Below are 24,873 nucleotides of genomic sequence, written 5' to 3'. Positions count from 1 at the left end.
CAGCGAATGGTGGTCGTGCGGTTCACCGAGGTGGAGAAGGAACTCACGTTCCTTGCCGAAGCCGATCGTGGCTGGTTGCGGTCGAACTTCCGGCGGGACATGGATCGGTACGAGCTGAAGTATCGGGTCCGGACCGGGTGGTCGGAGGCTCGGCGGCTGACCGAGGCGAAGCGACTGGGGCATGACCTGCTGCGGGCCCGGGAGCGGGCGGTCGCGGTTCTGTGGGATGTGCTGAACGGCGAGGGCGGCACCCGTGAGGACGCCCTCGCCCTGATGGAGGCGGTTCCGGACGCGGCACAACGGGTCGACGCGGACGTGGAGCAACGGCTCGCCGGCCTGGTGAAGGACGCGCCGGAAGGCGGGTTCCGGATCAAGGTGGGAGGCGTTGGGCTTGCGGCCGTCGGCACGATCGTGATCGGCATGTTCCTGCTCGGGTTGGCCGGCGTTGACCCGGTCATCGGAGCCGTCATGGCGTTTGCGGGCGTTCTGGTGTTCGTGGTTGTCCTCGCCTTCACTTACCGGGAGGGCCTGGTGGCCCGGTCCGAATGGGTGCGGATCCAGCGGGCGGTACCTGCGGTGATGGCCGCTGTGGCGGTGGTCCAGACGTTGCAGGTCGGCTTCCCGATCGGGCTCGAGGCCATTGACGAGTTCGGCTGGGTGCCGGTGGCGGCGGCGGTGACGCTGTTGTGGGGTTCCCTGGCCCGGTGGGTGTGGCGGCCGGTGGGTGCGGCGGCGGGGCGTGGTGCCAGAGAGCTGTGGGTGCACCGGCACGGGCTGACCACCGTCGCCTGGCTGATCGGGTCGGCCGGGCTGTACGGGCTGGCGCGGGTGGTCACTGCGGCCGGGTGGCTCGACGTGAACCTGGCGCTCGGCGCGGCGCTCTTCGGTGTGGTGGCGGGTGCGGTGGCGATGACCGGGTCGGTCCTGGGTGTCAAGTCGATGCCCAAGGCGCAGTGGACGGCGTTCCGCCGGGCGGTGCTCCCGGTTGCCGGTGGGTTGGCATTCGCGGCGACCGCGATGCTCGGCGTGGCGCAGGCGGTGTCGGCCGACGGTCTGTGGACCCCGAGCAGCCCGTTGACGGGGACGAACCCGTTGGTGGTGCTGGGCTTCGCGGCGCTGTCCGGGGCGATCGCTGTTCTGCTCGGCCTGCTGAGCAGGCGGCCGGCGGTGCCGGCGCCCGGCCTCGGCGCAGGTGGTGCGCGCTCGCCGCCCGCCGAGGCGACCGGCGAGGTGCGGACGTTGTCGACCGTGGTGGGCGAGGCTGCGCCGAGAATCGACGCGGACAACGGTGTGCGGGATCCCGCCGACGTCCAGGCCCTTGACGCGAGCACCAGCGAAACGGCGACCCGGCACGCTCAATCGCACGGCCAGGGGCTGGCTCCGAGGTATGTCGTTCTCGGACTTCTCGGAGTCGGCTTGGTTGTGATGGGGTTGGTTGTTGCTGAATGGATGCTGGTCGTTTCAGGTGTGATCGTCGTGGCCTGGTCGGCGGCCGACAGAGTCTTGGCGCCACAATTCACACCGGATGGACGGCGCGACGGCGCGAGTGGTATGTGGAGGCAAGAAGGAGGTATTTCCGGCGGTCTGCATCGGGAGAACAGGGAGCGGGATGTGACGCCGCCGACGATGTACGACCTGGTCCAGTACACCGATTCCGGCCTGCTGCGCCGCCTGCTGCTGCGCTATCTGATTCCGCGTGATCCGGCGGCGTCGGTGCGTCGGCACGAGCGCATCGGAAGTCGATGGGTTCGTGATCGTGTCATGAACACGATTGGAAGGGGCTCCAGGCCAGGTGACGGCGCATATGCCTACCGAATGGATCTCGCTGGCCACCCGCTGGACAACCTGACCGGGTTCATTCTCTACGGAAATCTATGGGCCGAGGTCACGCACCTCGTGGGGGCAGTCATCCCTGCCATGTCCTTGATCGTCCGGATACAGAATGGCGATTATCTGACTGCCGCGCTGCTGTCCATCTTCGTGTTCGCGCATGTGGCCCTGGTGGCCTCGCCGCGCTACACCCGGGCCAAGCTGGTCAGGACGGCCAACGCGTTCCTGAGGAATGGGCACGGGTACCGAGACGACTTCGGAAACTGGGGCGGTCTCGACAAGGAGGCGCTGGACCGCTACTACGGCCGGGATCGGCCGGGACCGGCTACCTCGTCCGCCGCCGACACCCCGAAGACCTCCCGCTTCGGAAAGGCCGGCCTGTGGCGCGCGGTCGCCCTGGCAGTGACGCTTGCCGTGGTTCTGGTGCTGGTGGCGCCGGTGTCGGCGGCCGCTGCCACGACTGCTGCGGCCGCCGGGGCGGTCGACCTCAGCTCCCAGATTCTGCTCGCCGTGGTGAACGTGGGGGCTGTCGCAGCGATCTGGGTCGCGGTGAAGCGACTCGGGAAGCGGATCGTGGCTGCTCGTGGGGAGCGCGGCCGTGAGGCCGTTCGGGTGTTGGGCCTCACCGGGTCCCCGTCGATCTACACGGCGATCGCGCTCGGTGGGGTGTCGTGGCTCGTCGGGGTGTCCGGTGCGGGGTTGGTGGGGACGCTGGGGCTGCTCCTCGCCGACGTGACTCTGATCATGTGGCTGCTGCAGCGCATGAACCAGGGTGCGCGGACCGTGCGGATCGAGCCGGGCTGGAACATGGGCGGCAGCTTGGGGCGTGCGTTTGAGGTCGAGCGGGCGCGGCGGGAGGTTGGCCAGGCCTTCTCGGCACTGGACTCCGAGGGTCTGATGCGTGCCAAGGGGCGGGTCGCGGAACTTCAGTACGTCATGGATCGGGTCGCCCGGAACAACTGGCGCAAGCACAAGCGGTACCGGCCCGGGCTGTCGTGGCTGGACAGGGTCACGTCCCGGCGGTTGGCGTCGCTGCAGGAGGACCTGTATGGCGACCGCGGGGACGGCACGGACCGGCAACGGGTCGTTGCGTGGTTGCCGGTTGCGGCCGCGGTGGCGTGGCTGCGCGTCACGGGTCCGGGGGTGGCTCCGGCTGGTGGGACGGCCGCGCTGGTGGTGGCTGTTGTGGTTGTCGCGGCTGCGGTCCTTGCGTGGAGGTTCCTGCCTGCCGCGCTTCGGGGCGTCGGCCGGTGGGTTGCTACGACGGTGCGTACCGGTGTCGGCGCGGCAGTGCGGTGGCTGACGGGCCATGGGGAGAACGTGGTCGGTCCGGTGCGTGTGGTGTACGTGCTGCTCGGGTTCGCGGTGGGCGCAGTGGGCGCGCTGCACCTCCTGGCCGCCGCCGAGATGTCGGTGACGAAGCCGGTCAGCGAGTACGTCGTCACGGCCGCCGGACAGATCCTGGTGCCGGCCGCGATGGTTGCGGTGGGGACGGCTGCGGCGTTGGTCGCGGTCATGGTGGGGAAGTCCGGCGTGCAGGGCGCACGGCTCGTGCAGGCCCTGGTGGCGTTGATGGCGCCGGCGATGGCGCTGATGGCGTTGTCGCCGGCTACTCCGGTCGGCGGCTTGTCCCACGGGGTCCACTTGGCGGCGTTCGGTCTCGCGTCGGTGGGGGTGCGTGTATCGGGCTTCCTGCTGGCCAGGCAGCTGTCGGAATCCCGCGGGATGCGGGTTGCTGCGTGGGCCGGCTCGATCGGAACGTTGTGGCTCCTGTTCGTAGCGCGCGTGGTGAGCGATCCGGAGCAGATCCCGTTGCTGCTGTCGGTGGGTGTGGCCGAACGGGTCGTGCTGGCTGTGGACCTGGCTGTCCTCGCCCTGGCCGCCCACCACCTCGGCCGGGATCGGCGGGTTGTGGCCGGCGGCGAGATGCCCGCGGGTCCGCCGGTCGGCGCGGGTGAGCCCCGGCGTGGCGCGGTGACGGTTGGGGTGCGCAGCGGCTCGCTGGCCACCAGCGGCCCGCGTCTCGAGCTGACCGGGGATCGGAAGGCGGAGTTCGAGAAGCTGGTCGAGCCGTTCCTGGACGGCCGTCAGCGGCGTAGGCACCGCGGTGTCCCGGTGGTCCACCTGGATCGGCCAGGCTTCGAGGGCTTCCGGGATGTGCTGGCGTACACGGTCGTCCGGGACGGCAGGGCCCTGGCGGTCGTGCGGTTCACGGACACCTGGGCCGAGTTCCGCGAGTTGCGCCGGTACGGCCTGAGCCGCAGCTTCGGAAGGCGGGTGCAGGAGTTCGAGGCCACTTTCCTGGCCCGGGTCGGCTCGGAAGACCTGCGTTTCGGTGCGGCGCAAGAGCTGGTCGCCGAGTTGGACTGGGCGCGGATGCGTCAGCGCGCGGACGAGCGCGGCGGACCGTCGGCGACCGGCGTCGAGGACTCGGAGCGAGGTTCGGCCCTGGTCGGCGCGCTGCTCGGCGTGCCGGTGCTCGGCGTTGCCGCATACGGGGTGGCGGTCGCGGTGGGGGTCTCTTCACTGGTGGTCGTCGGCGCCGTGGCCACCGCGGTACTGGGCGTGGTCGTGTTCCGGCTGGTGCGTAAGGCGAGTCCCCGGTCCGACGAGCGCGCCGCTCGTCGGGTGGGTGTGGTGGGCCGGTCGGGGGCTGCGGTGGCGGTCAGCGTGCTGCTGGTTCTGGGTGGTGCGGTGTCGGCGCCGTCGGCAGGCGCTGCTGTCGGGACCGAGTCGGCGGGGCACGCCGTGGCTGCCGCCTCCGATGTGCAGCGGGAGCGGGGTCCGCCGGCCGTGTCCGGTGTGCAGATGGCCGGTGTGGGCCCGGCCGCGGCACCGCCGGGTGTGTCAGTGGCTGCGGCCGAGGTGTCGTCGGAGCAACGGGTCGTGCAGCGGGACACACAGCGGGATGTGGCGCGGTCGGGCGAGACGCTGCCGGACCAGTTGAAGGTGCAACCGGACGACAACCCGTACGACTTGGCGCAGAGCTTGAACGTGCCGCTGCGGTCGACCCCGGATGATCGCCGTGTCGGACTGTTGGACGCCAACGGGGCGCGGTTCGAGGGGGCCGACCCGGGTCTGATCTACCCCGGCGAGCGGTTGACGATCCCGCTGGGGTGGGACGGCAGCTACATCGTGCGGTGGGGTGACACGTTCCCCGGCATCGCCGCGCGTTTCGAGGTCGATCCGGACCGGTTGGCGCAGGCGCAGGTCAACGGGTTCGCCGACCGTGACCGGGGCAAGATCTTCGCGGGTGAGCGGTTGGTCATCCCCGGCCAGCCGGCGGACGACGGAAGGCCTGGGGGTCAGGGCGCGCCGCAGCAGGACCGGCCGCAGCAGGATCCGGGGCGGCCGGTCGAGCCGTCGTCGTCGCCGTCCCCCTCGACGGCGCCGCCGTCGTCTCAGCCGTCGCCGTCGTCGCCCACGGTGGCGCCGGTCGAGCCGTCCTCGCCGCCGTCGTCGGCGGCCCCGTCGTCGCCTCCCGCGCGCGGGCCGCCCGCGGGCTGGGCCGGGCTGTGGCTGGTCGTGGCGGGCGGCGGACTGGTTGTGGCCGCGGTCGGTGTGGTGCTGGTGCGGCGCTTCGTGACCGGGTTGGCGGCTGCCGGGTGGCGGTGGTCGGTGCGAGGCCTGCGGTGGATCGCCGGTGGCCTCGCCGGGGCCTCGGCCGCATGGACGCACAGTGCCGCGGCGCGGCATTGGCTGGTCGCGGCGGGGTTCGCGGTGGTCGTCCTGGGGTTGTCCCTGGTTGCGATCGTCGTGGGGCAGGAGACGGCGAGCGCCGCCGCGTTCGCCCTGCGGGGGCTGCTCAACCTGCTCATCCTCCTCAAGCTGGTGCCGCGCACGTCCGGCTCGCGGTGGGTGTTGACCACGGCGTTGCTGGTCACATTCGTGGTGAACGCCGGGTGGTTGACCGTGGCGGCGGTGACCGGCACGGGTGCGGCGGCGGTGATCTCGGCGCTGTTCGCGGCGACCGCTGTGATCTTCGGGACGTCGGCGTCGAGCGCGGCCTACAACGAGTGGCAGGGTCGGGGTGCGCAGCCGCATCGGGTGGCCGGCGGGCTGCTGACCTGGTTCGGGTATCCGGTCGTGTCGAACACCGGGATCGGGTACTACATCTACCAGTTGGGCTGGTTGGACTTCGATCCGTTGCTGCTGACGGTGTCGACCGCGCTGGCGGTGGCGTTCGGGTACGCCAGCGTGCTGGGCATGGTGGCGGCGCGGAGGCCGGGTCTGGCCGGCAGCCGCTATCAGAAGGTGATGGACGGTGCGGCCGCCGTGAGCCTTCTGTACTGGGGGCTGTTCGCGATCTGGCCCGCGCACTGGGCGCCGTTGCTGATCGCGGGTGTGGTCACCGGCCTCGGGCTGGGCGGATGGCGGCTGCTGAAGTGGCGGGCGCGGTTGACCCACAGCCCGCCCGCGGTGCGGGCGGATCTCGGCCGGGGGGTGCGGGCCGTGGCACCGCCGGTGGCCGCCGCGGGGCTCGTGGTCGGGGTGCTGGTGGCGGTGGGCCCCGCGCTGCCGGTTCTGATCACGACGGTCACCGGGTTCGGGTCCGTGATGACGCTGTGGGCGCTGCACAGGCTGCTCACTCAGCCTGCACAGCGGCCGCGAGGCTCGGCCGGGGACGAGGCCGGGAAGGCGCCGGTGGCGCTGGCGGTCGTCGGGCTGCTGGTCGGGGTCACGGCACTGGTCGCGTTGGTGGCCGGGTCGCTGGAGGTCGCGGTTCGGGTTCTGCCGTTCGGCGTGGCGTTGGTGGCCGTCCTGCTGTGGCAGCAACGCGGGCAGCGCCCGGCGGCATCGGAGGACCACCCCGCGGCCCGCGACGGCCGAGGACATCCGTCGCCCGCCCGCGCCCGCGATGCGTTGGACCGCGCCGACCAGCTGTTGGCCGAGGCAGTGGCAGTCCCGGACAGCGAGGTGGGCATTCAGGCGGCTCTACTCGGCCAGGCACGTCGTGAGTTGACGGACGCGCGCCTGTTGGCCGGTCCCGGCCAGGATGCACTCGCCGCGCAGATCGCCGCACAGCTCGCCGTCGTCGACCGGCGTGCGGATCGGACGAGGTCGCTGGTCGAGCAGCTCGCACGCCGGGTCGCGGACCCGTACGAATTCGTGGACGTCGACCAGCGCCTCGAGGCGCTGGTGGAGATCACGTCCGCCTTGATCAGCATTGATGGGTGGGACTCGAGCATTCCTCGCCTGAGCAGTCCGCAAGGGAGTTCTCGCCTGGACCAGCTGATCACGATCGTCGAGCTGGTGAAGCCACAGCGGGACACGCAGCTCAGGCGGCCGGACCTCCGCGAGGACCACAGGGCGGTGCTGGACGGGCTGCCTGCGGTGGTCCGCCTGATCGAACAGTTGCGCCTCCAACGGGCCCTCGCCATGAGCGAGCGCACCGCATCGATGATGATCTCCTTGCTGGAGATCGCCGAGCAGCCGTGGGTGGACGCCCGTGAGCTCGGCATCTCCGGCGACCAGCTGTACGTCGTGGTCGAACTGCACGGGCAGGGGCGGCTGGTGCGGTCGGACAGCGACACCGTGGTGGCACTGCTGCCCCCGGGAGCACCGACCCGCGGCGGCGAGGCCAAGGGCGACCCGAGGCTGGTGAGCTCCGTCGGCCACACGTTCCGGGTCCCGACGGGCGGGCTACTCGCCGGCAGCCACCCGGGTGTCGACCTTCCCGTGCCCGGGTTCGCCGGAGCCGATGCCGCGATCTATCTCAGCGGTGACGCGTGGTACGTCGTCGCGCTCGGGCGCGGTGCCGTGCGGGTCGACGGCAACCCGATCACCGAGGCCACGCGGCTCCAGGACGGCAGCCGCGTCGGCTTCGGCTCGGCCGACGCGCCCGACCACGAGTACGTCTTCCGTTCCGCTCCCGCCGAGTCGACGCAGACCGGGTCGGGTGACGCCGACGGGGAGTCGGGCTCGGTCTCGATCCGGACGGTCGTTGTGGGCATCGCGCTCGCCGGCGCCGTCGCCCAGGCCACGCACGGGCTGGCTGGTGTTCCGGGTTGGGTCCAGGGTGTCGCGCCGTTCGCTCTCGCGGCGGCGAGTGTCGGGGTGGTGCTGTGGGGCGCCCGCAAGGTGGCCGGAGTGGTCAGGACCGGTGTTGCACGGTGGCGCTCGCGGATGTGGCAGCGGGTGCCGGTGGCGGAGCTGCCGGCTGCGGGTTCGGCTGGTGGGCCGGTCCAGTTGTTGCGGTTGGTGGTCGGCGCTGGCCGGTCGACAACATCGGGGGCGAAGAAGAAGTCGGGGGTGAACCTGTCGCTGCTGCGGCGGGGGAAGTGGGTGCCCGGGCCAGGGGATCCGGAATGGCTGGCGGGTCTGTCGGTGTTCTTCGCCGGTCTGCCCGGCATGGATGTGCTGGCGCGGTGGGCGGCTGAGCTGCAGGCGGCCGGCCTGATCGTCGTGGTGCGGACGCGGCGGGGTCGGGTGGCGCGGCCGAGTGAGATGCTGCGCGACCTGTTGGCACGCGCGCCACCGGCTTATGTGGTTGCGCTGCTGGGCAACCCGGCGGTCGTACTGGGTGACGACGCGTTGGACACGCGGACCGCCGACGAGCTGGCCGACGCGTTGCGGGACGGGCTGCAGCGAGCGGCGTCGGACGCCCCGGTGCGCCGGCTCGCCCGGGCGGTCTCGTCGTTCTGGGCCGCGATGTCCCTCGCGGTGCATCGGGGCGTGGTGTGGGTGCGTGAACTGGCTGGTCGGCTGGTCGCGGGGCTGCCGCGCTTGACATGGGGCACGGAGAAGCGGGTCTACTCGCCAGGGGCGCAGGAACACGCGGGAGAGCTGGATGACTCCGTGCTGGGGCTGCCGCACGTGAAGCTGGTGCGCCAGGACGAGGAGGGCGACCTCGCCGAGGGACAGCGGTTGACGCTGCGGAAGCGGTTGGTGCGGTGGTGGCGGATCGCGAAGGCCGCGATCTTCAACCGGGCGGCCACGATCGGTCCGCGCCAGCGGTTCTTCTCCGTGGTGACCGAGGTGCCGCTGCCGGGGTGGCTGGAGTGGCTCGGTGTGATCGAGGTGTTCGTCAAGGCCTACGGCGAGGTCGTCGGCGGGGCGACGGTGCTGGACACGGCCGCGGTGGGCAAGCCGCACGTCACGAAGAAGGACAACCGGTCGCTGGGTCTGTTCGTGCTGTTCCGCGTCGAGGGCCAGCTGGTGGTGCTGCGGTTCGCCCGGCTCTCCGGCGGGCTGGTGATGTTCACGGTGCCGGGCAAGCAGATCGACCTGGTGTCGAAGATGCCCCGGCTGGTCGGGTTCCACCCGCGGCAGTGGTTGTCCGACTGGGCGCTGGTGCGGGACTGGTCGTTGTGGTCCTGGCGGGTGTTCGAGTTCATCTCGCAGGCCCACCTGCTCATCGGCGTCGGCCCGGGTGAATCGGCGCTGCCCAACTTCCTCGAGTTCCGGCTGTCGCTGCAGTCGGTGACGGTGACCTGGCGGGGCCGGGAGAAGAAGCTGGACCTGGTCAAGGGCTTCGGGTTCCTGCTGCGGCACGTCGGGACACGGCTGCTGGGGATGCATCCGGAGCATCCGCCGGGCCGGGTGCAACGTGGGCTGCGCCGGTTGCTGCCGGCGACGGCGCGGGCATGGGTGCGCGGGCTGCCGGCGCGGAAGGCGGCGCGTGCGGCGGCGTATGACGTGCGCAAGAAGCGGCGGTTGTTGGCGCGGTTGGAGCGGCTGCGTGCGGCGCACTGGAGCGAGCTGGAGGTGGTCCACCAGCGGCTGGCGTTCCTGCAGGCGGTGCTCACCGACCTGGACGGGCCGGCGGCGCCTACGTGGTATTCGTCGCTGTACTCGGCGGCGGGTGTCGCGGTCGGTTCGCGTGAGTTGGTCGAGGGTGGGATCGGGCGGCTGGAGCGGCGTCGCGCCGCGTTGGTCGTGGCGATCCGCATGAACGGGGAACTGATCAACGAGGCGATCGAGTCGTTGACCGCGCACGGCGCGGCGATCCCCGCCACCGTGGCCGAGCTGGGCCCGGCGACGACGGTGGAGGTTCCGGGTGCGGCCGGGGTGGTGGAGCCGGGCCCGGTCGGCAACGGCGGGGACGCGGTGCGGTTGCTGCGCTCGGGTCGGCGGGTGGTGGTCATGGTCGCCGACCAGCAGGGTGTGAGCCCGCGGACGGTCCCGTCCTCGCAGGTCGCGGTCCGGGCCGGCGCGGCGGCGACGGCGGAGCAGCCCGAGGCGGCGAGCGGTGTGCAGGTCGGACGGGTGGTCTATGACGCCGCGGCGGCCGCGACCACCCCGCAGGCCGACGCCACGGAGCCGGACCTGACCGGGTTCCGGGCGGTCGTCGTCAGCCCATCGGTGGACAGCGCAGGTGACCCGGCGGCGCGGCGCAGCGACGTCGTGTTGGTCGGGGTCGGTGACAGCCGGGTCTATCTGATCGACGCGCAGGGGCGGGCGACCTTGGTGACCGTTGACGACAACCTGGCCACCGAGCAGACGGTGGAGGGTGCGCCGTCGTCGCGTCCGGCGTCGGCGAGTACTCGGTCGTTGGGCGAGCGGCCGGCGCCGACCGCGGAGACGCACACGATCACGGTGGTCGGGCCGGCGCTGCTGGTGGTCGTGACCGATGGTGTCTCGGACAACTTCGCCGATCCGTCCGACCTGGCGGCCGCGGTCGATTTCGACATCGCGGTGCGTGACCCGGGACGGGCCGCACGGCAGCTGGTCGACGCCGCGAACACCCTGGGTGGGCGCGACGACAAGACCGTGGTCATTGTCGGGGTGAACACCGATCCGTCCGGGCCGGCCCGGACGGATCGAGGGGCGAACCCCGGCCCGGGTGCGCACGGGCCGCTGTCACAGCCCCGCCTGCCCGACCGGCCCGCGCATCCGTTGGGTGCACTGTCTCCGGAAGACGTCGCGCGGGCGGCGGAGGCGTTCGCCGCGGGGTGGAGGGCGGAGACGGCCGGGTCGCAGCGGCGGGCGAACGGGATCGGCGCGCGGGCACCGCCTGCCGTGTGGTCGCCGGAGACGGTCTCCTGGCTGGGCGCGGTGCCGCTGCTGCGGGTAGCGCGGATCGCCGTGGCTGTGATCGTGCTGACCGGCCCCTTGCTGGTAGAGGGCGCACCGATGGCAGGTGCCGTTCCGGCTTCGGTCGCCTCCATGGCCGGACTCGCGGTTGCCACGACCGCGTGGGGACTGGTGACGGTCGGTGTGGCTGTGGTTGTGGGGCTGGGTGTTGCGGGTTGGAAACAGCGGTTGGTCGATCAGGAGGGTGCGCGCGACGACAGTTCTCGGGAGCTGTTCGACATCCGCCTGGCGGTCCTCGGGTTGTTGGCTCCGCTCCTGGTCGTCGGGTTGTCCGTGCCGATGGTGCAGCCGTTGGCGGTCTCCGCGTCGGTTGGTGTGTTGGTGGCCGTCGGCGCGCTGATCGGCGCGGGTGAGCTGACTCGCGCCCAGCTGGAGACGTTCCGTCGCCAGGTGGCGATGGTGGTGGTCCTTGCGTCCGCCCCGCTGATCGGGATGTGGACGATCTTGCTGGGCCCGGCGCAGCCAGCCGATGGTGCTTCTCTCGCGATGGCTGCGCCTGCTCTCGGCATGGTTGCGGCCTATCTCGCGGCGACGCGGCTGTGGCGTCGGGTCGATCATCCCGATGGGCCGCGGGAATCCGAGTCCTCGTCGCACGAGGGGAAGTCGACCTTGCTCGGCAAGGTGCGGGACAGCTTGTCGTCGCAGGTCGGTGCGGTCGAGGTCGCCACGCTGCCGGACGGGCAGGAGGGACCGGCCGCACCGGCCGATCGTGAGAGCCGCGGCGGCGTGGCCGCCGATGATGCCGAAGGCACGATCCGCGAGTCGAAGGAGGCGCCCGACGGCCGCCTGGTGATCCCGCTGGACGATGAGGGGTCGGTATCGGTCGGCACGGTGCTGACGATGGCGGCCGTTGTCGGGATCGGGGCGGCGGCGTGGGGGTTCGGGCCGGCAGCGGCGTTTGCGCCCGGAGCGGTCGCGGCGCTGGTGGTTGCGGTGCCCCTGGTCGTGGGAGTGCTGGTCACGGCGTTGGCGTCGGGCCGGACGGGGAGCGGTGGTCCGAGCGCCGAAGGCGGGCTCTCCGCGGAGCGGCCGTCGGCAGCGGCGGCCGATGCTACGGAGCCCGCGTGGACCGGCGACGACTGGATCGACTGTGACTGCGGGGAGCGGCACTGGGGCCGCCACGGCGCCGCGGGCCTGCTGTTGACGCATCGGGCGGCGGATGGCACGCGGTCGGTGTTGATGCAGCTCCGTTCGGCGGCCAACCAGCATGCCGACACGTGGGGTCTGCCTGGTGGAGCGCGCGACGGCCGGGAGGAGACCGACGTGCAGGCCGCGGAGCGCGAGACCTTGGAGGAAGCCAGGATCGACTCCGACCAGTACCAGGTGGTGGGTCGGTTCGTCGACGATCACGGCAACTGGTCCTACTCGTGGGTGCATGCCGAGGCGGGCTCGAAGCTGGAGCCGACCGCGGATCACGAGAGCATCAGGCTGGAGTGGGTGCGGCTCGACGACCTGGAAGAGCTACCCCTGCACCCGGGCTTCGCCGCGAGCTGGCCGCAGGCCCGGGCGGCGCTGCTGGCTGACGACGGCTCCTCGCCGAACTCGGCTACGCGTCGGACGTGGTCGCCCGCGGTACTGGGCGCGGACGGTTCGTCGGCCACCCGGCCAGGGCACGACGAGGGGTCGGGCGCGGGAGCTGCGTTGCTGCTGGCCGACCCGCGGGGCGTCCGGCCACTGACGGATGGACAGCGGCGGAGCGTGCAGGCGCTGTTCGCCGAGCTGGCCGGCGCCGGGTGGCTGGAGCGTGGACCAGAGCACCGGGCGGTGGTGCGGCAGGTCGCGAACGCGGTGTACCGCCTCGGTCGGGTGTACGGCTACGTGCTCCCGGAGCGACTGTCGCGCGGCTGGCTCGGGATGGTTGCCGATGGCATTCCGGCATGGGTCGCCTCCCGTGCTGACCAGGGCGGTGCCGGGTGGATGTCGGGCTACCTGTTCGCGGCGTCCCTGGGTGACCGGGCTGCGCTGAGCATGGCCGTGCTCGCCGCGGGACGGGGGGCGCTCGCCCGCTTGCCCGAGGGGCGTCGGGACGTGGGAACGCTGTGGACACTGGCCGACTGGTACCTCGACCCGAGGCTCGCCCGGCTGGTCGGTCCGGTCGAGGCGTTGCTCGATCCCTTCCATCTCCCGTCGGACGCGGTCGCCGCGGAGTCGTACGCGGCCGCCTGGACGGATCTCGTCCTGCTCTGGGTCTCGGACGGGTCGGTGCTCACCGGCGGTCGTCGCCCGGGCATGGACGAGATGGTCCAGGTAGCCGATCTGGCTCACCGGCTACGAGTGGTGGACGACGCGAGTCGGGCCGGCGTGCTGCGTGCGGCGACCGGACGGCTGCGGCGGGCCGTCGAGCACCGGTCCGTGCCTCCGGCGGGACGGAAGGCTGACGGTGACGCGCCATGGCTTCTTCCGCTCGGGGTCCAGGGGGCGGACGGCCTTCCGGTCGTGGTGAGCAGGGCCGACGGGCCCGCCGTCGCCGCCTGGCACCTGCGGATGGTCGGCGTCGTCGAGGGGCGGTCCGCGCTGCGCGGGGCCGAGGGGTTCCGCTCGGATCCGCGCGGCACTGCGTGGTCGGAGCGCTTCGCCGGCAGCGGGACGGTTTTCGCCCCCGATCGCAGGGGTGCGCGGGAACCGGAGTCGCCGGTCCGGCCGCCGATGGCGGTCCGGTTCACGCCTGCATGGCGCATGGCCGACTCGGCAACTCTGGTGGCCTACCTGCACTCCGACGCCGTTGTCGTGTCCCTGGAGACGGCGCAGCGGCGCCGCGGCCGGGACGTGCTCTTCGCCCGCCTGCGCGGCCGGACGGGGTTGGCGGATGCGCTCGAGACGGACCTCGGGCGGTGGGCACGGCAGGCCGGGGTCGACGCGATCGTGGATCCGCAGGGGCGGCACCTGGTGGTCAACAGGGGTGCGCTGTTCGTCGAGGAGCAGCCGGCCGACGTCCGGGCCCGGATTGCTGGGACCGAGCAGGTGTTGTCCACGGGGCGGACAGATGGCGCTGAGCGGAGCTTGCCGGAGCGAACAGATGGCGCTGAGCGGAGCTTGCCGGAGCGAACAGACAGTGCTGAGCGGGGTTCGGCCGGTGTGGCAGCGGTGTTGCCGATGCTGTTGCTCGGCCAGGTCGGTGGCCTGGTGGACGTCGTTCAGTCCGTCGTTCAGTCCCTCGGGCAGTTCGGCCCGCTGGTCGGGGTGGTGCTGTTGTGGTCCGCGGCGTTGGCGATCGGGGAGATCCTCGGGATGCGCCAACGGCGCGCAGATCGGGCTCGGTTCCGCTTCGACCGGTCGCCGGCCGGGCGGGTGGCCATGGCCACCGTTGCCGAGTTCCCGGAGGCGATCTGGTCGCTCGAGGAAGCGAGGACCTGGTGGTCGCCGGCCGCCCGGCTGAACGGCAACATCTTCCGGACCTACCGCGACGAGGTGTTGTCGGATCCCGCGTCGGTGGTGTGGTTCGACGATCACAGGATCCGGTTCTCGCCGGCCGCGGAGGGTTACACGATCGGCTGGGACGGGCCGCTGCGGCGGTTGGGCATCACGCCGACGGATCGCGAGCAGATCGGATTGGGCTACCGCTACATCACCGCGTACCTGCTGGGACGCGGGCTTGTGGACGAGGTGTTCCGGTCGATCCGGCGCGACCTCACTCCGCAGGAGGAGAAGTGGTTCGCCAAGACGTGGGCGTTGTGGAGCGTCGCTGTCCATCTCAAGCGGGCGCATCGGCTGGACTACCACAGCCCTGAGCAGGTGCTGGACGTCCTCACCGAGGCGCAGTCCGACAGCTTGTCGCCGGGGTACACCCCCTACTCGCTGACCGAGCTGACCGGGATCCTCGAATGGGCCAACCGGCTGACGGCGGCCGAGAACGCGTTGAGGGAGTCTGCGATCGCACGCTCGGCGACCGAGCTCGATGAGGTCGTCGAGGGGATGGGTCCGTTTCGCGCCGAGCGCGGGACGCTGCGTCGTGAGCTGCAGCGGGGTCTGGACCGACGCTGGGGCCGGCGGGGTCTGGACCACCGGAACATGCAGGTGCGTGACCGCGTTCGGGCGGTCGTCCAGGACCTCGCCGCGTGGAACGAACTGTCCGAGGCGGGGCTGTCCGAGTCGGAGCTGATCGAGCGGGCCGCTCGGTTGGTGCACTGGGCAAGCGCCACGGCGGCGTACGAGTCCCGAGGTTGGCGTGGGTCGAGGGTCGACGTCGGTGCGCGGGTGCGGGCGGATGTTGCGGACGCATTCGCGCAGTCACTGCCGGAGTCGTTGCGTGCCGTGCTCGCCGACAACGGACTCGATGTGCATGCGATCTGGGCGAGCGTGGACCGGCCGGGGCCGGACGCCGCCGGCGAGGAGGGCCCTGGTCGTTCCGGTGGTGGTGAGGCGGTCGTTCATCTGCTGAGCCCTGCGGAGCGCCTGCGGGCGCAGGTCGGCCACGTCGGCGCTGTGGTGATGGGCGCGCTCGTGGTCCCGCTGCGGGCGATCCGGGGCCTGGCTGCGTCGCACCCGCGGGTGGCGCGTGCGGTGGTCGTGCTCGGACTTGCCGTCGCGTTGGTCGTGGGGACCGCCGTTCCGGCCGCGGCTGCTCCTCTGGCTGCGGTCGCGGGAGACGCGGTGGGTCTCCTAGTGGGTGCGGTGACGTTCGGTGTGATCGCGTTCGTTGTGTCGTGGGTGGTGGTGTGGAAGCGGGTGTGGGTCGAACGGGCAAGTCCGCGCGACGGTCCGTCAGCTGAGCGATTCCGTCTTCCTCCGGTGCCGATTGTCTTGGTGAGCCTCAATCTCCTTGCTCTGCTGAACCTTGGTTCGTACTCTTCGACGCTGCTTGCGGTGGCGACTGCCCTGTTGGGCGGTTGGGTGGTGGCCCTCGCCGGGCTGTTCGCTGCGAGAAAGCTGACACCTGCTCAGCTGGATGCGTTCCGTTCACAGGTGGCGCCGGTGGTGGCCGTCGCGGGCGCCCTGCTGAGCGAGGCGTGGATTTTCGGGCTGGACGCGGTGCAGCCGGTTGATCTTCTTCTGGTGTTCGTTGCGCCCTTCCTCGGTATTGCCGTGGGCGCGATTTCGGCGACGGGGCTCTGGGATCCGGTCACCGATCTTGATGAACAGCGGGAGCCCTCCCGCGAGCCGGAGACCGCGCCCGAGCGCGAGACCGAGCCGCGCGGTGAGGACGCCGGGAAGAGGAGCTTGCTCACCAGGGTGCGGGACGCCCTGGCGCCTCATGTCGGTGGGGCGGGGGTCGCCGAGCTGCCGGACGGGCAGGAGGGGCCCGTGTCTCCGAGCGCGCCCGCGGGCCCCGGCGAAGGGGCACGGGCGGCCTCCGATGACGCCGGCCCGACGCACGAGACGCGTTCCAAGGAGGTGGATGGCCGCCATGTGATCCCGCTCAACGCGGAGGACTTCTACGACGACTCCGGGTCGGCCGGCTCGGAGTCGCCGCACGGCGCACTCTCGACCTTGGACCGCACCAGCCCGACGGTGATCGATGCCCTGGGAGCGGTGCTGGAGGAGCTGCACGCCGAGGGCAAGGGCTGGGTGCACGAGGTGCTCCCGACGGATGCGGGGCCCTTGGACGAGGGCCAGGTGCTGTTCCTGGTGCTGCCGGGTGTCCTGGCGGGCCGGTTGGCGCAGCGTGCGGGTTTGCCGGATCTCGAGGCCGAGGAGGTGGTAGCCGGGCTGCTCGGGTACGGGTTCACCGCCGGCACCGGCGCGGGTGTCATCGCCTTGACCACCGTGGCGTGGCTGGAGGCAGGCACGCGTGGTGTGCGGCACCTCGTGGTGGAGCACGAGCAGCGGGAGATCCGCGGCGGGTTCGAGGGCCGACCCGACGAGCACGAGCAGGACCGCAGGCGGATCGTCGACGCGTTCGAGGCCGGGCGCCGCGATGACGGGGATCGGGACGCGGCGTTCTGGCTCGACGAGTCCTACCGGGAGGACGTCGCACCCGCGGCCGGGTCGTTGCCGGGTGGGGTTGTGACGGTGGCGGCGGTCGTGGGCGGGCCGGGATTGACGCTGGCAGCGGCATGGTGGTGGGGCGCCGTGCAAACCGCAGCCGGCGGACGGAGCACCCGCGCTCCGCCTGTGGTGACCGCCGCCTCGCGTATCCGGGCCGTTGTCGCCGCCTTCCAGCGCTGGGTCCGCCGGGGTGTCGCCGTGGCCATCGGCGTGCTCCTGGTGGGCGCGATCGGCTCCGGTCTCGCCCCGGCCGCCGCCCAACCCCCGCCGGTGGCCGGGATGACGAGTTCCGCGTTGGCAGCGCCGAGTGCGCCGACGGAGGCCACGGCGGTCAGCCGGTCCACCGGCGCCGTCATGGAGGTGCGCGGCGAGCGGCCGAAGGACCTGCTGGTCCAGTGGGGCGACTCGCGGTCCCGGCTGGTGGCCGCGCTCGGTGTGTCCGAGGACGCGCTGGTCGCGGCGAACCCGGACCTGTTCCCGCCCGGCGCCGACCGCGACCACATCGAGGCCGGCTGGCGCCTGAAGATCCCCGAGGGCTGGAACGGCCGCTGGACCGTGCAGCCCGGCGACAACATGAGCCGGATCGCCGGCGCCCTCGGGGGCGAGCCGGCCGCGCTCGTGGACGCCCAGCGCGACCGGTTCGGCGATGAGGCGAACCGACACCTCATCTATCCCGGTCAGGTGTTCTCGTTCCCGGGCGTCCAGTCCGGCCCAGCTGAGCCTCGCCCGGCTGAGCCGGGCCCGACCCGGCCGACGCCGTCGGAGAGCCTGTCCCCGACCCCGACCCCGACACCGAGCGAGTCGCCCTCGGCGTCGGAGAGCCCGACGCCGGAACCGAGCCGGACGCCGGGTGCGCAGGACGATTCCGGGGCCACACCCGGCACGGACGGCTCGGCGCAGCCACGTGCTCCGCCGGACCCGAGTGTCTCCTGGGTTCGGGCGTTGCTGGTGCTGGGCGCTGCGGCGTTGGTGGTGGGTGTCGGTGCGCCGATCGTCGGTGGTATCCGCCGGTGGGTCACCGACCGGGATGCGCGCAGTGCCCGGCGCGATGCGCGCATTGCCCGGCGCGAGGCGCTGGATGCGGTGTCTGCGGCGCGGTTGGCGGCGGAGGCGGCGGATCCGGATGATCGGCCGGCGCGCACCGCGGAGCTGGTGGAGGCGGTGGGCCAGGCATCGGTCGCGGGCGCGTCGGATCGGGAGCTCGCGCGCCGGGCCCGGTGGTCGGTGTCGGCGGTGCGGGTGACGGTCGCGCTCGGGCAGGGGCGGCTGCGGCTGGCCGAGATGCCGAGCGGTGCGGCCGACGCGCCTGCGGAGCGGGCGAAGGTCCGGGTGGTCCGCGAGCTCACGACGTTGGCCGCCGAGCTGCAGACCAGGCGCCGGGTACAGCGGCGGCAGACGCAGCGGGCCTGGCGCCTGCTGGCCGAGCTGGACGCGCTGGTGCGCGGCACGTGGGTCGGGCTGCAGGCGTGGACGGCGGCTGCCGAGCGTCTCGGTGCCCAGCTGGAGTGGCGTGGCGACGGCGCCGTCCTGCTGATCGGTGCGGGCAACCGCCGGGTGCGGTTGCCCGAGGCGCAGGTCCGGGTGGCGCAGCTGGGGTTGGCCGAGCAGATCGACGTGGACGTCCCGCGTCGGCGTGTCGCGCTGGAGGCGACGGCGTGGGTGTCCGGTCAGTTGGCGCGGGCCCGTCGCCGGCAGCCGGCCGCGGGTGCGGTCGAGGCGCTCGCGGCGGTGGCCGAGGCCAACCCGGCCCGGATGGGCGACGTGGTGGCGGTCGCTGAGGACGTGCTGGCCCACAACGGGGGTCTGGCGGCGGCGCGGGACCGCCGGCTCACGCCCGGCGGGCGGCGGTTGGTCGACCGGGTGGCGGCGAAAGTTGAGGAGGCGGCGCGGCGTCGCACGGCTCTGCACGACGACCCGGCGCCCGCGGCCGGCCGGATCCGGCGGCTGGTCGGGCGGTTGGGCGCGATGCCGGCGGGGAAACGGGCGGCGGCGCTGGATCAGCTGTGGTGGCTGGTGGCCGAGCAGCGGACCGTGTTCGCCGACGCGGATGCGGCGTTGGACGAGCTGGTGTCGGCCAAGGCGGCTCAGGACCTGGCAGCCCCGGAGGACCGCGATCGCGGGGACCGCGCGGGCATCAAGGCGGCAGACCAGCAGGACCGAGGTGCGGCGGAGCGGCGCCGGAAGTCAGAGGCGGCTGCGGCGCTGGCCGAGGAGGCAACTTGGCGCACCGGGCGCAGCGCCGATGCCTACCGCGCGGCCCGGACCGGGTCCGACGCCACCGCGCGGAGCTACGCGGCGTTGGCCGAGGCGTTGGCCCGCGGCGCGGAGACCGGTGAGCTGGCCAGGCTGGCCGGGGCGGTGGAGTGGGCGGTGGCCGGCTTCCGGGAGGCGTTGGCGGCAGCCCGTCCGCCGGCCGGCGCGATTCCCGCCGGGGTGCCGACCGCGCACCTTCCGCATCTGGACGAGCTGACCCGGTCGGTGAACGCGCAGCTGGCCGCGCAGCGGGCAGGTCGCCGTTACACCGCGGCCGAGCTCGACGCGAAGCTGCGCGCGAGCTTCCGCGACGTGTCCTCCGGCGAGGGTCTGCTGTTGCAGGAGCCGACCGTGCGGCGATCGGTGCTGGGGTGGCCGCTGCGGCAGCCGCGGCGGCCGGTGGCGGAGGTGTGGATCGGGCTGCGGGTCGAGGGCGTCGTCGAGGTGGCGCGGCCCACGGACCCGAGGGGCTACGGACGGCAGGCTTCCGAGGTCATGAACGGTGCGTTGCCACAGGGCGGGTTCTCCGCTGCGGCGAGCGCGGCGCTCAGCTTCGGGTCCAACGTCGGCACCGACACCGCGGCGGTGCTGGATCTGGTCCCGGTCGAGACCGGGTGGCTGGGCGCAGTGAAGGCGCTGGCCGCGAGCACGGGCGCGAAGCTCGGCGTGACCGGCAGCCGCGGCCGCAACGACTCGATGACGACGTTGGCGAGCGGGTACGCGCTCGGTGGCGGTGTCACCGACAACCGCGGCCCCTCGCAGCTCTACGAGGGCATCGCGACGTGGGAGGTCGGCGTGCGCGGCGCCGGCGCCGGCGACTGGACGATCCGGGACCGGGTGATCCGCTCCGCCGACCGCAGCGACCCGGCCCGCCCCGCACACACCGATCTGCTGGCGTTGTGGGTGTCTCACGCCTACCAGGCGCGGGCCCCGCCACGGACCGTCCAACTCCCGACCGAGCAGCGGCAGGAGACCGAACTACCGCTCCACGCCCCGATCAGCGTGGCCGGGCGGCAGCTGTTGGCCGACAAGACCATCGCGGAGCTCGGCGACAGGCGCGGGCGGGTCGGTGATCTGACGCGGGCCCAGGTGCGGGCGTTCCTGGTCGACGAGTTGCCGGGCCGGTTGGGCACGGCGGTGAACGACCGGGCCGGGTTGGAGCGCACGGTCACCGACGACGCGGGCCTGCCACTGGCGCACTTGGTGGCGAGGGCAAGCGTGGAGGCCATCCCGACCGACGAGGGCGGCCGGTCCGGGCTGCTGATCGGGTTGCCGACCACGCAGGAGTTCCTCGAGGACCTGCACGTCTGGTTCAGCTCGGTCGGCGGCGCGCAGTCGTCGGGCCGCTCGCGCGGGCGGAAGGGGTCGCTGTCGGTCGGGCTGCCCGAGACCGGGGACGGACGCGTCGGCCCCGGCGCGAGCGTGGACGGCGGTACGTCGCGGTCGCGGTCGGTCGGGTCGAGCGTGGGTGATGTCGCGATCCACCCGGGGGTGCACCGCTATTCCGGGCACACCCAGGGCTACCGGTTGGCCCTGACCTACACCGTCAAGGTGCGGCGTCTCGACGAGCGCGATCGGCCGGAGAAGGAGGTGAGCGCCGTCGGGGACGCGGTGTTGCGGATGCCGGAGGCGGCGGCCTACCGCTACGGGCTGCCGGTGTCCGCCCGCGCGGTGGAGGCGCGGCGCGCCGACGGCACGGTCCAGCTGCGCGGCGACCTGGAGTCGAAGGCACCGCCCGGGCGCCGGCCCGAGCTGCCGGAGTGGTTCGGGCCGGGCGGTGTCCGCGACCCTGGGCACGCGCTGATCCGGGACATGGTCGGGGTGTCGGCGGTGCGCGCGCAGGTGTTGGCGCTGCTGCGGGCGGAAGGGCTCGTCCCGTCGAAGAACCCGGCCGAGTGGCCGAAGAACCGTCGGGAGATGGCCGCCCTGCTGGCCAACCAGCGCGCCGTGCTCGAGCACGTGACGGCGTTGACGTTGGAGACCGGCTACACCCAAGCGGTCACCTCCGAGCTCGCGCTCACGCTGTCCGACGGGTCGGTGCTCACGACCCGCCTGCTGCAGCGGTGGGAGACCGTCGGGTACCGCGGTCACACCCCGGCCTGGACGATGGTCGGCCTGGACATCAAGTCCAGCACCGCGGGCCAGTCCGGCAGCCAGTCGACGAGCACGTCGGTGTCCGGGTCCGGTAGCGCGGACGTCGGGGTCGGGGCGGACGGCAATCCCGAGCCGGGGGTGCAGTCCGACGAGAAGGTGTCGCCGAACACCGGCGGCAACCGTGGCCGGGGCCACAGCGCAGGGCGCAACGGTGGTGCCACCGGGAACGTGGTGACCCTGGTGGAGAGCACCGGCACCGCCGCGGTGTTCCGGATGGACCACCAGCTGGTCGTGCAGTTGCACCGGGCGGGCCGCCGGGTTGCGGCCGTGCCGGCCGGTTCCGGTGCGGTGACGGCCGATCTGCTGTTCCCGCACGACATGCTGCCGGATGCGCCCGCCTACGCCGAGACCGTCACCACCCCGACGACGGCGCGGACGCTGCGGCGGATGACCACGCTGGCACTCGACGCCCCCGGGCTGCTCGAACGGGTCATCGCCGCCGCCGAGGCGCAACTCCCGGCCGACTACCGGCTCGACGATTCCGCCGTGCACCAGCTGCGCGAGTTCGCCAACGTGCTGAGCCTGCGGGGGTCGCTGCGGGAGCTGCTGGAGTCCGGACTGCGGACCCGGGTGCGGGCGGTGCAGACCGGCACCGGGCATTCGCGGTGGGTACCGGTGACGTTGCGCGGCCGCGTCGGGGCCTCGACGTTCATGACCGCAGCGGACCTGGTGCTCGGCGATATCAACCTGACCCTTGGCAGCAACGGCGGCGACTCGGGCACCTCCCGGGGCGGCGGGTTCTCCATCGCGCTGAGGGGCGCCTTCGGGTGGCTGCCGTTCGTCGACTCCGTCTCGGTGAACGGGTCGTACTCCGGCTCGAGGAACCGGTCGTGGTCCTGGCTGTCGATCTGGGGCCGGGAGCGGCTGGCCATCGAGATCGGCAAGCAGCACGTGCACCACATGGGCCTGCGGATCGACGTAGAGGTCGGCGACGCCCACCCGTCCGCGACGGTGGACGGGACCGTGGTCTACGCCATCCCGGCCCGCGACGCGATGGTGGCCTACGCCGAGACCGGTGAGCTGACGATGCCCCTTGAGTACGTGTCCGACTCGGTGCAGCGCTACCTGCAGGGCGACCTGACCCTGGACGGTCGGCACTCGCACCAGCTGATCCCGCGTTACCTGCGCGACCTCGACGCCGCCCGGAATGCCGGGCTGCCGGTGCACGAGTCGGCCCCCGAGCACACGCCGGACGCGCTGAAGGGCCGCCTCGCCGCCGACCTCGTCGCCGACCGTGACGCCGAGGCCGGCACGAAGCCTTCCTCGGATGACATCGAAGAGGCGCTCGCGACGCGGAGGTCGCTGCGTGCGGTGCTCGACGATGGCCGCCGCCACTACCGCAACCCGATTCGGGCCGTGCTGGCCGAGAACTACCGCACGGGGATGGCCGAGAGCCTGTTCGAGGACGCCGAGCTGGTCCGCGGTGGCCGTGCGACCAACTTGTTCGGCGAGGTTCGGGACATGGTCGATGAGACCGCGCCCGGGGTGTTCGACCGGGACGGGGTGGCCTGGAGCTGGCTGACCGACAACCTGGCCGGTACCCGTTGGCGCGGGCACATCGACGCGATGCTCGGACCGGACGGGTTCGGCACCAGGCTGCCGGTCCAGGTGGCCGGCGGTGTCGGGTCGGACCGCGTCGAGTGGGTGGACGTGCGGATCCGGGCCCGGTTCACCGGTGACCCGATCCTGGTCGGGCGCACCGACACCGTCATCATGTTGATCCAGGACTACGCCTACGCGCAGGGTGGACGTTCCCGCGCGGCGGGGCGCACCGTCGGCGGCGGCCTGGCGACCGACGGCGGAGCCTTCGGGCAGGGTTTGTCCGGGAGCGTGAGCACCGACCGGTCCCGCACCAGCTCCGGTGATGCGGGCGAGCAGATCACCACCCTGCGCGGGCTGGGGTCGTTCGACGGCGCGAACCGCATCCAGCACGGCATCGAGTTCGACATCACCGTCGAGCGCAGCGCGGCACTGCCCGGCCTGGTGCCGCAGAGGCTGCGCCGCAGACGGGCCCCGGCCGCGCCGATCGCCGACACAGCGACGACCAACTCGGGGACATCCACCGTGTCGCGAACGGTGTCCGGGACGATCGTCCGGCTGGTGCCCGACGGGTTGGCCAGGCGCCACGTCGAGCTGGACGATCGGCCGGCGCCGCCGGCGCGGGTCGTCACGTCCCGGCCGTTCCGGATGCCCCCGCAGGTCCGCATCGACGCCCGCGGCGCCGCCGAGCTCGGCGCGACCCTGCGGACGACACTGGCCGACCCGCGCCTGCTCGGCCGCAGTGGTGTGCACGAGAACCGCGCCGAGCTGCACAACGCGACCAGCCCGGTGGCGCTCACCTCGTTCCTGCCGCGCATGGTCACCGGTGACGGCCACTTCGTCGGCCGGTTCCCGGTGCCGGACCACCCGACACAGTTCGCCGAGGTGTGGCTGCGGGCCCGCCTCTACGAGGAGGACGCCGCGGTCACCGGCCGCGAGGGCGTCGAGATCCGCACGGTGTTCCGGGAGCAGCGCACTGCCGGTATCGGGGAGACCACGGGGCAGCTGCGCCCGGTCGGCCGCGGCGCCGAGGTGTCGAACTCCGAGCTCGGGGTGAAGATCAGCACCTCGCACGGCGAGCAGAGCTCGCGGCGGGTGGCCGGTTCCGGTGGCCTGCGCCGGGAGACCACGCTCTACGAGCGGGGCCTCGCGTCCACGCCACGGCTGCGGATGGAGTACGAGCTGGTCGTCCGGCGGGTCACGGTGCGCGACGAGGTGGTGCGTCGGGTCCGGCACGAGCGGCGGGTCCCGCCCGGTGTCGCCGTCGCCTACGTCACCCGGTTCGACGCCGACCACCAACTGCCGTACACCGGGGTCCGGTTCGGCCGCACGGCGCCCGTGGACGCGCACCTCACTCGCCGCTCCGGGAGCCGGTGGCCGGTGGCGCGGTGGGGCCCCGGGCCGACGACGCAGACCGGCGGGGCGACCTACAGCAGTGGTGGGGTCGGGGGCGCGTTGGCGACCGGTGGTGGCCTGCGTGCGCGGGAGGACCGCGGCGTGTTGCGCACCTTGCCGCGACATGTGGCGCGCACGCGCCGGGTGTCGTTGCGGGAGGAGTTCCCGTCGTTGTCGCACGGCCTTCCCGACCATGCGGAGATCGTGACGTGGGGCCCAGGGGCGGTGGGGGAGTTGCGTCGCGCGGGTGTGCGTGATCCGGCCGAGAGGTTGATCGCGTTCGGGTGGCGGCATCCGGTGCACGCTCCGGACGGGTTGATCGTGCTGTTCCGGCATGTGCTGGAAGAGATCGACTCGTTGGTGGGGTCGGGCCGGCTGGATCAGGGGTGGTTCGCTGATCTCCTCGCCTACGAGACCCGGTTCCGGATCGAGGGGCACACCTACGCGGCAGACGGCCGGTCCCGGAAGGCGGTCGCTGCCGATCTGGTCGAGCGGTGGGAACGGGCTCGACGGGGCGGCGAGGCCCGCGCCGGTGTTGATCACCGGCCGCTGGTCGACGGCGACCTGGACGAGCGACGTCCGGGGCCGGTCCGGTGGGCGCTGGATCTGGGCCGGGCCGCCCGCGCCGCGGTGCGCAGGGCCGTGGTCGATCTACGCAATCGCGGGCCACCGCGGGTCGGCTCGACAACCGCCGACCGTGCTCCGGAATCCGCTGCGGATTCGGACGAGGTCGTGCCGTGA

Annotated in this window: 1 protein-coding gene (running past one end of the window); it reads left to right on the top strand. The window is 72.7% G+C overall.

The window, feature by feature from the left end:
- Positions 1-24,873, top strand: partial view of an NUDIX domain-containing protein gene (locus tag CFP66_RS13475; RefSeq protein WP_143517250.1) — the 3' portion only. It extends 16,584 nt beyond the left edge of the window; 24,873 of the gene's 41,457 nt are visible here — the last part of the coding sequence; its start codon lies off the left edge, out of view; its stop codon occupies positions 24,871-24,873.

This window comes from Pseudonocardia sp. MH-G8 (genome assembly GCF_002262885.1).
Taxonomy (GTDB): Bacteria; Actinomycetota; Actinomycetes; order Mycobacteriales; family Pseudonocardiaceae; genus Pseudonocardia.
Note: the sequence above shows the minus strand (reverse complement) of the source record. Positions and strands in the feature narration are given on the sequence as shown.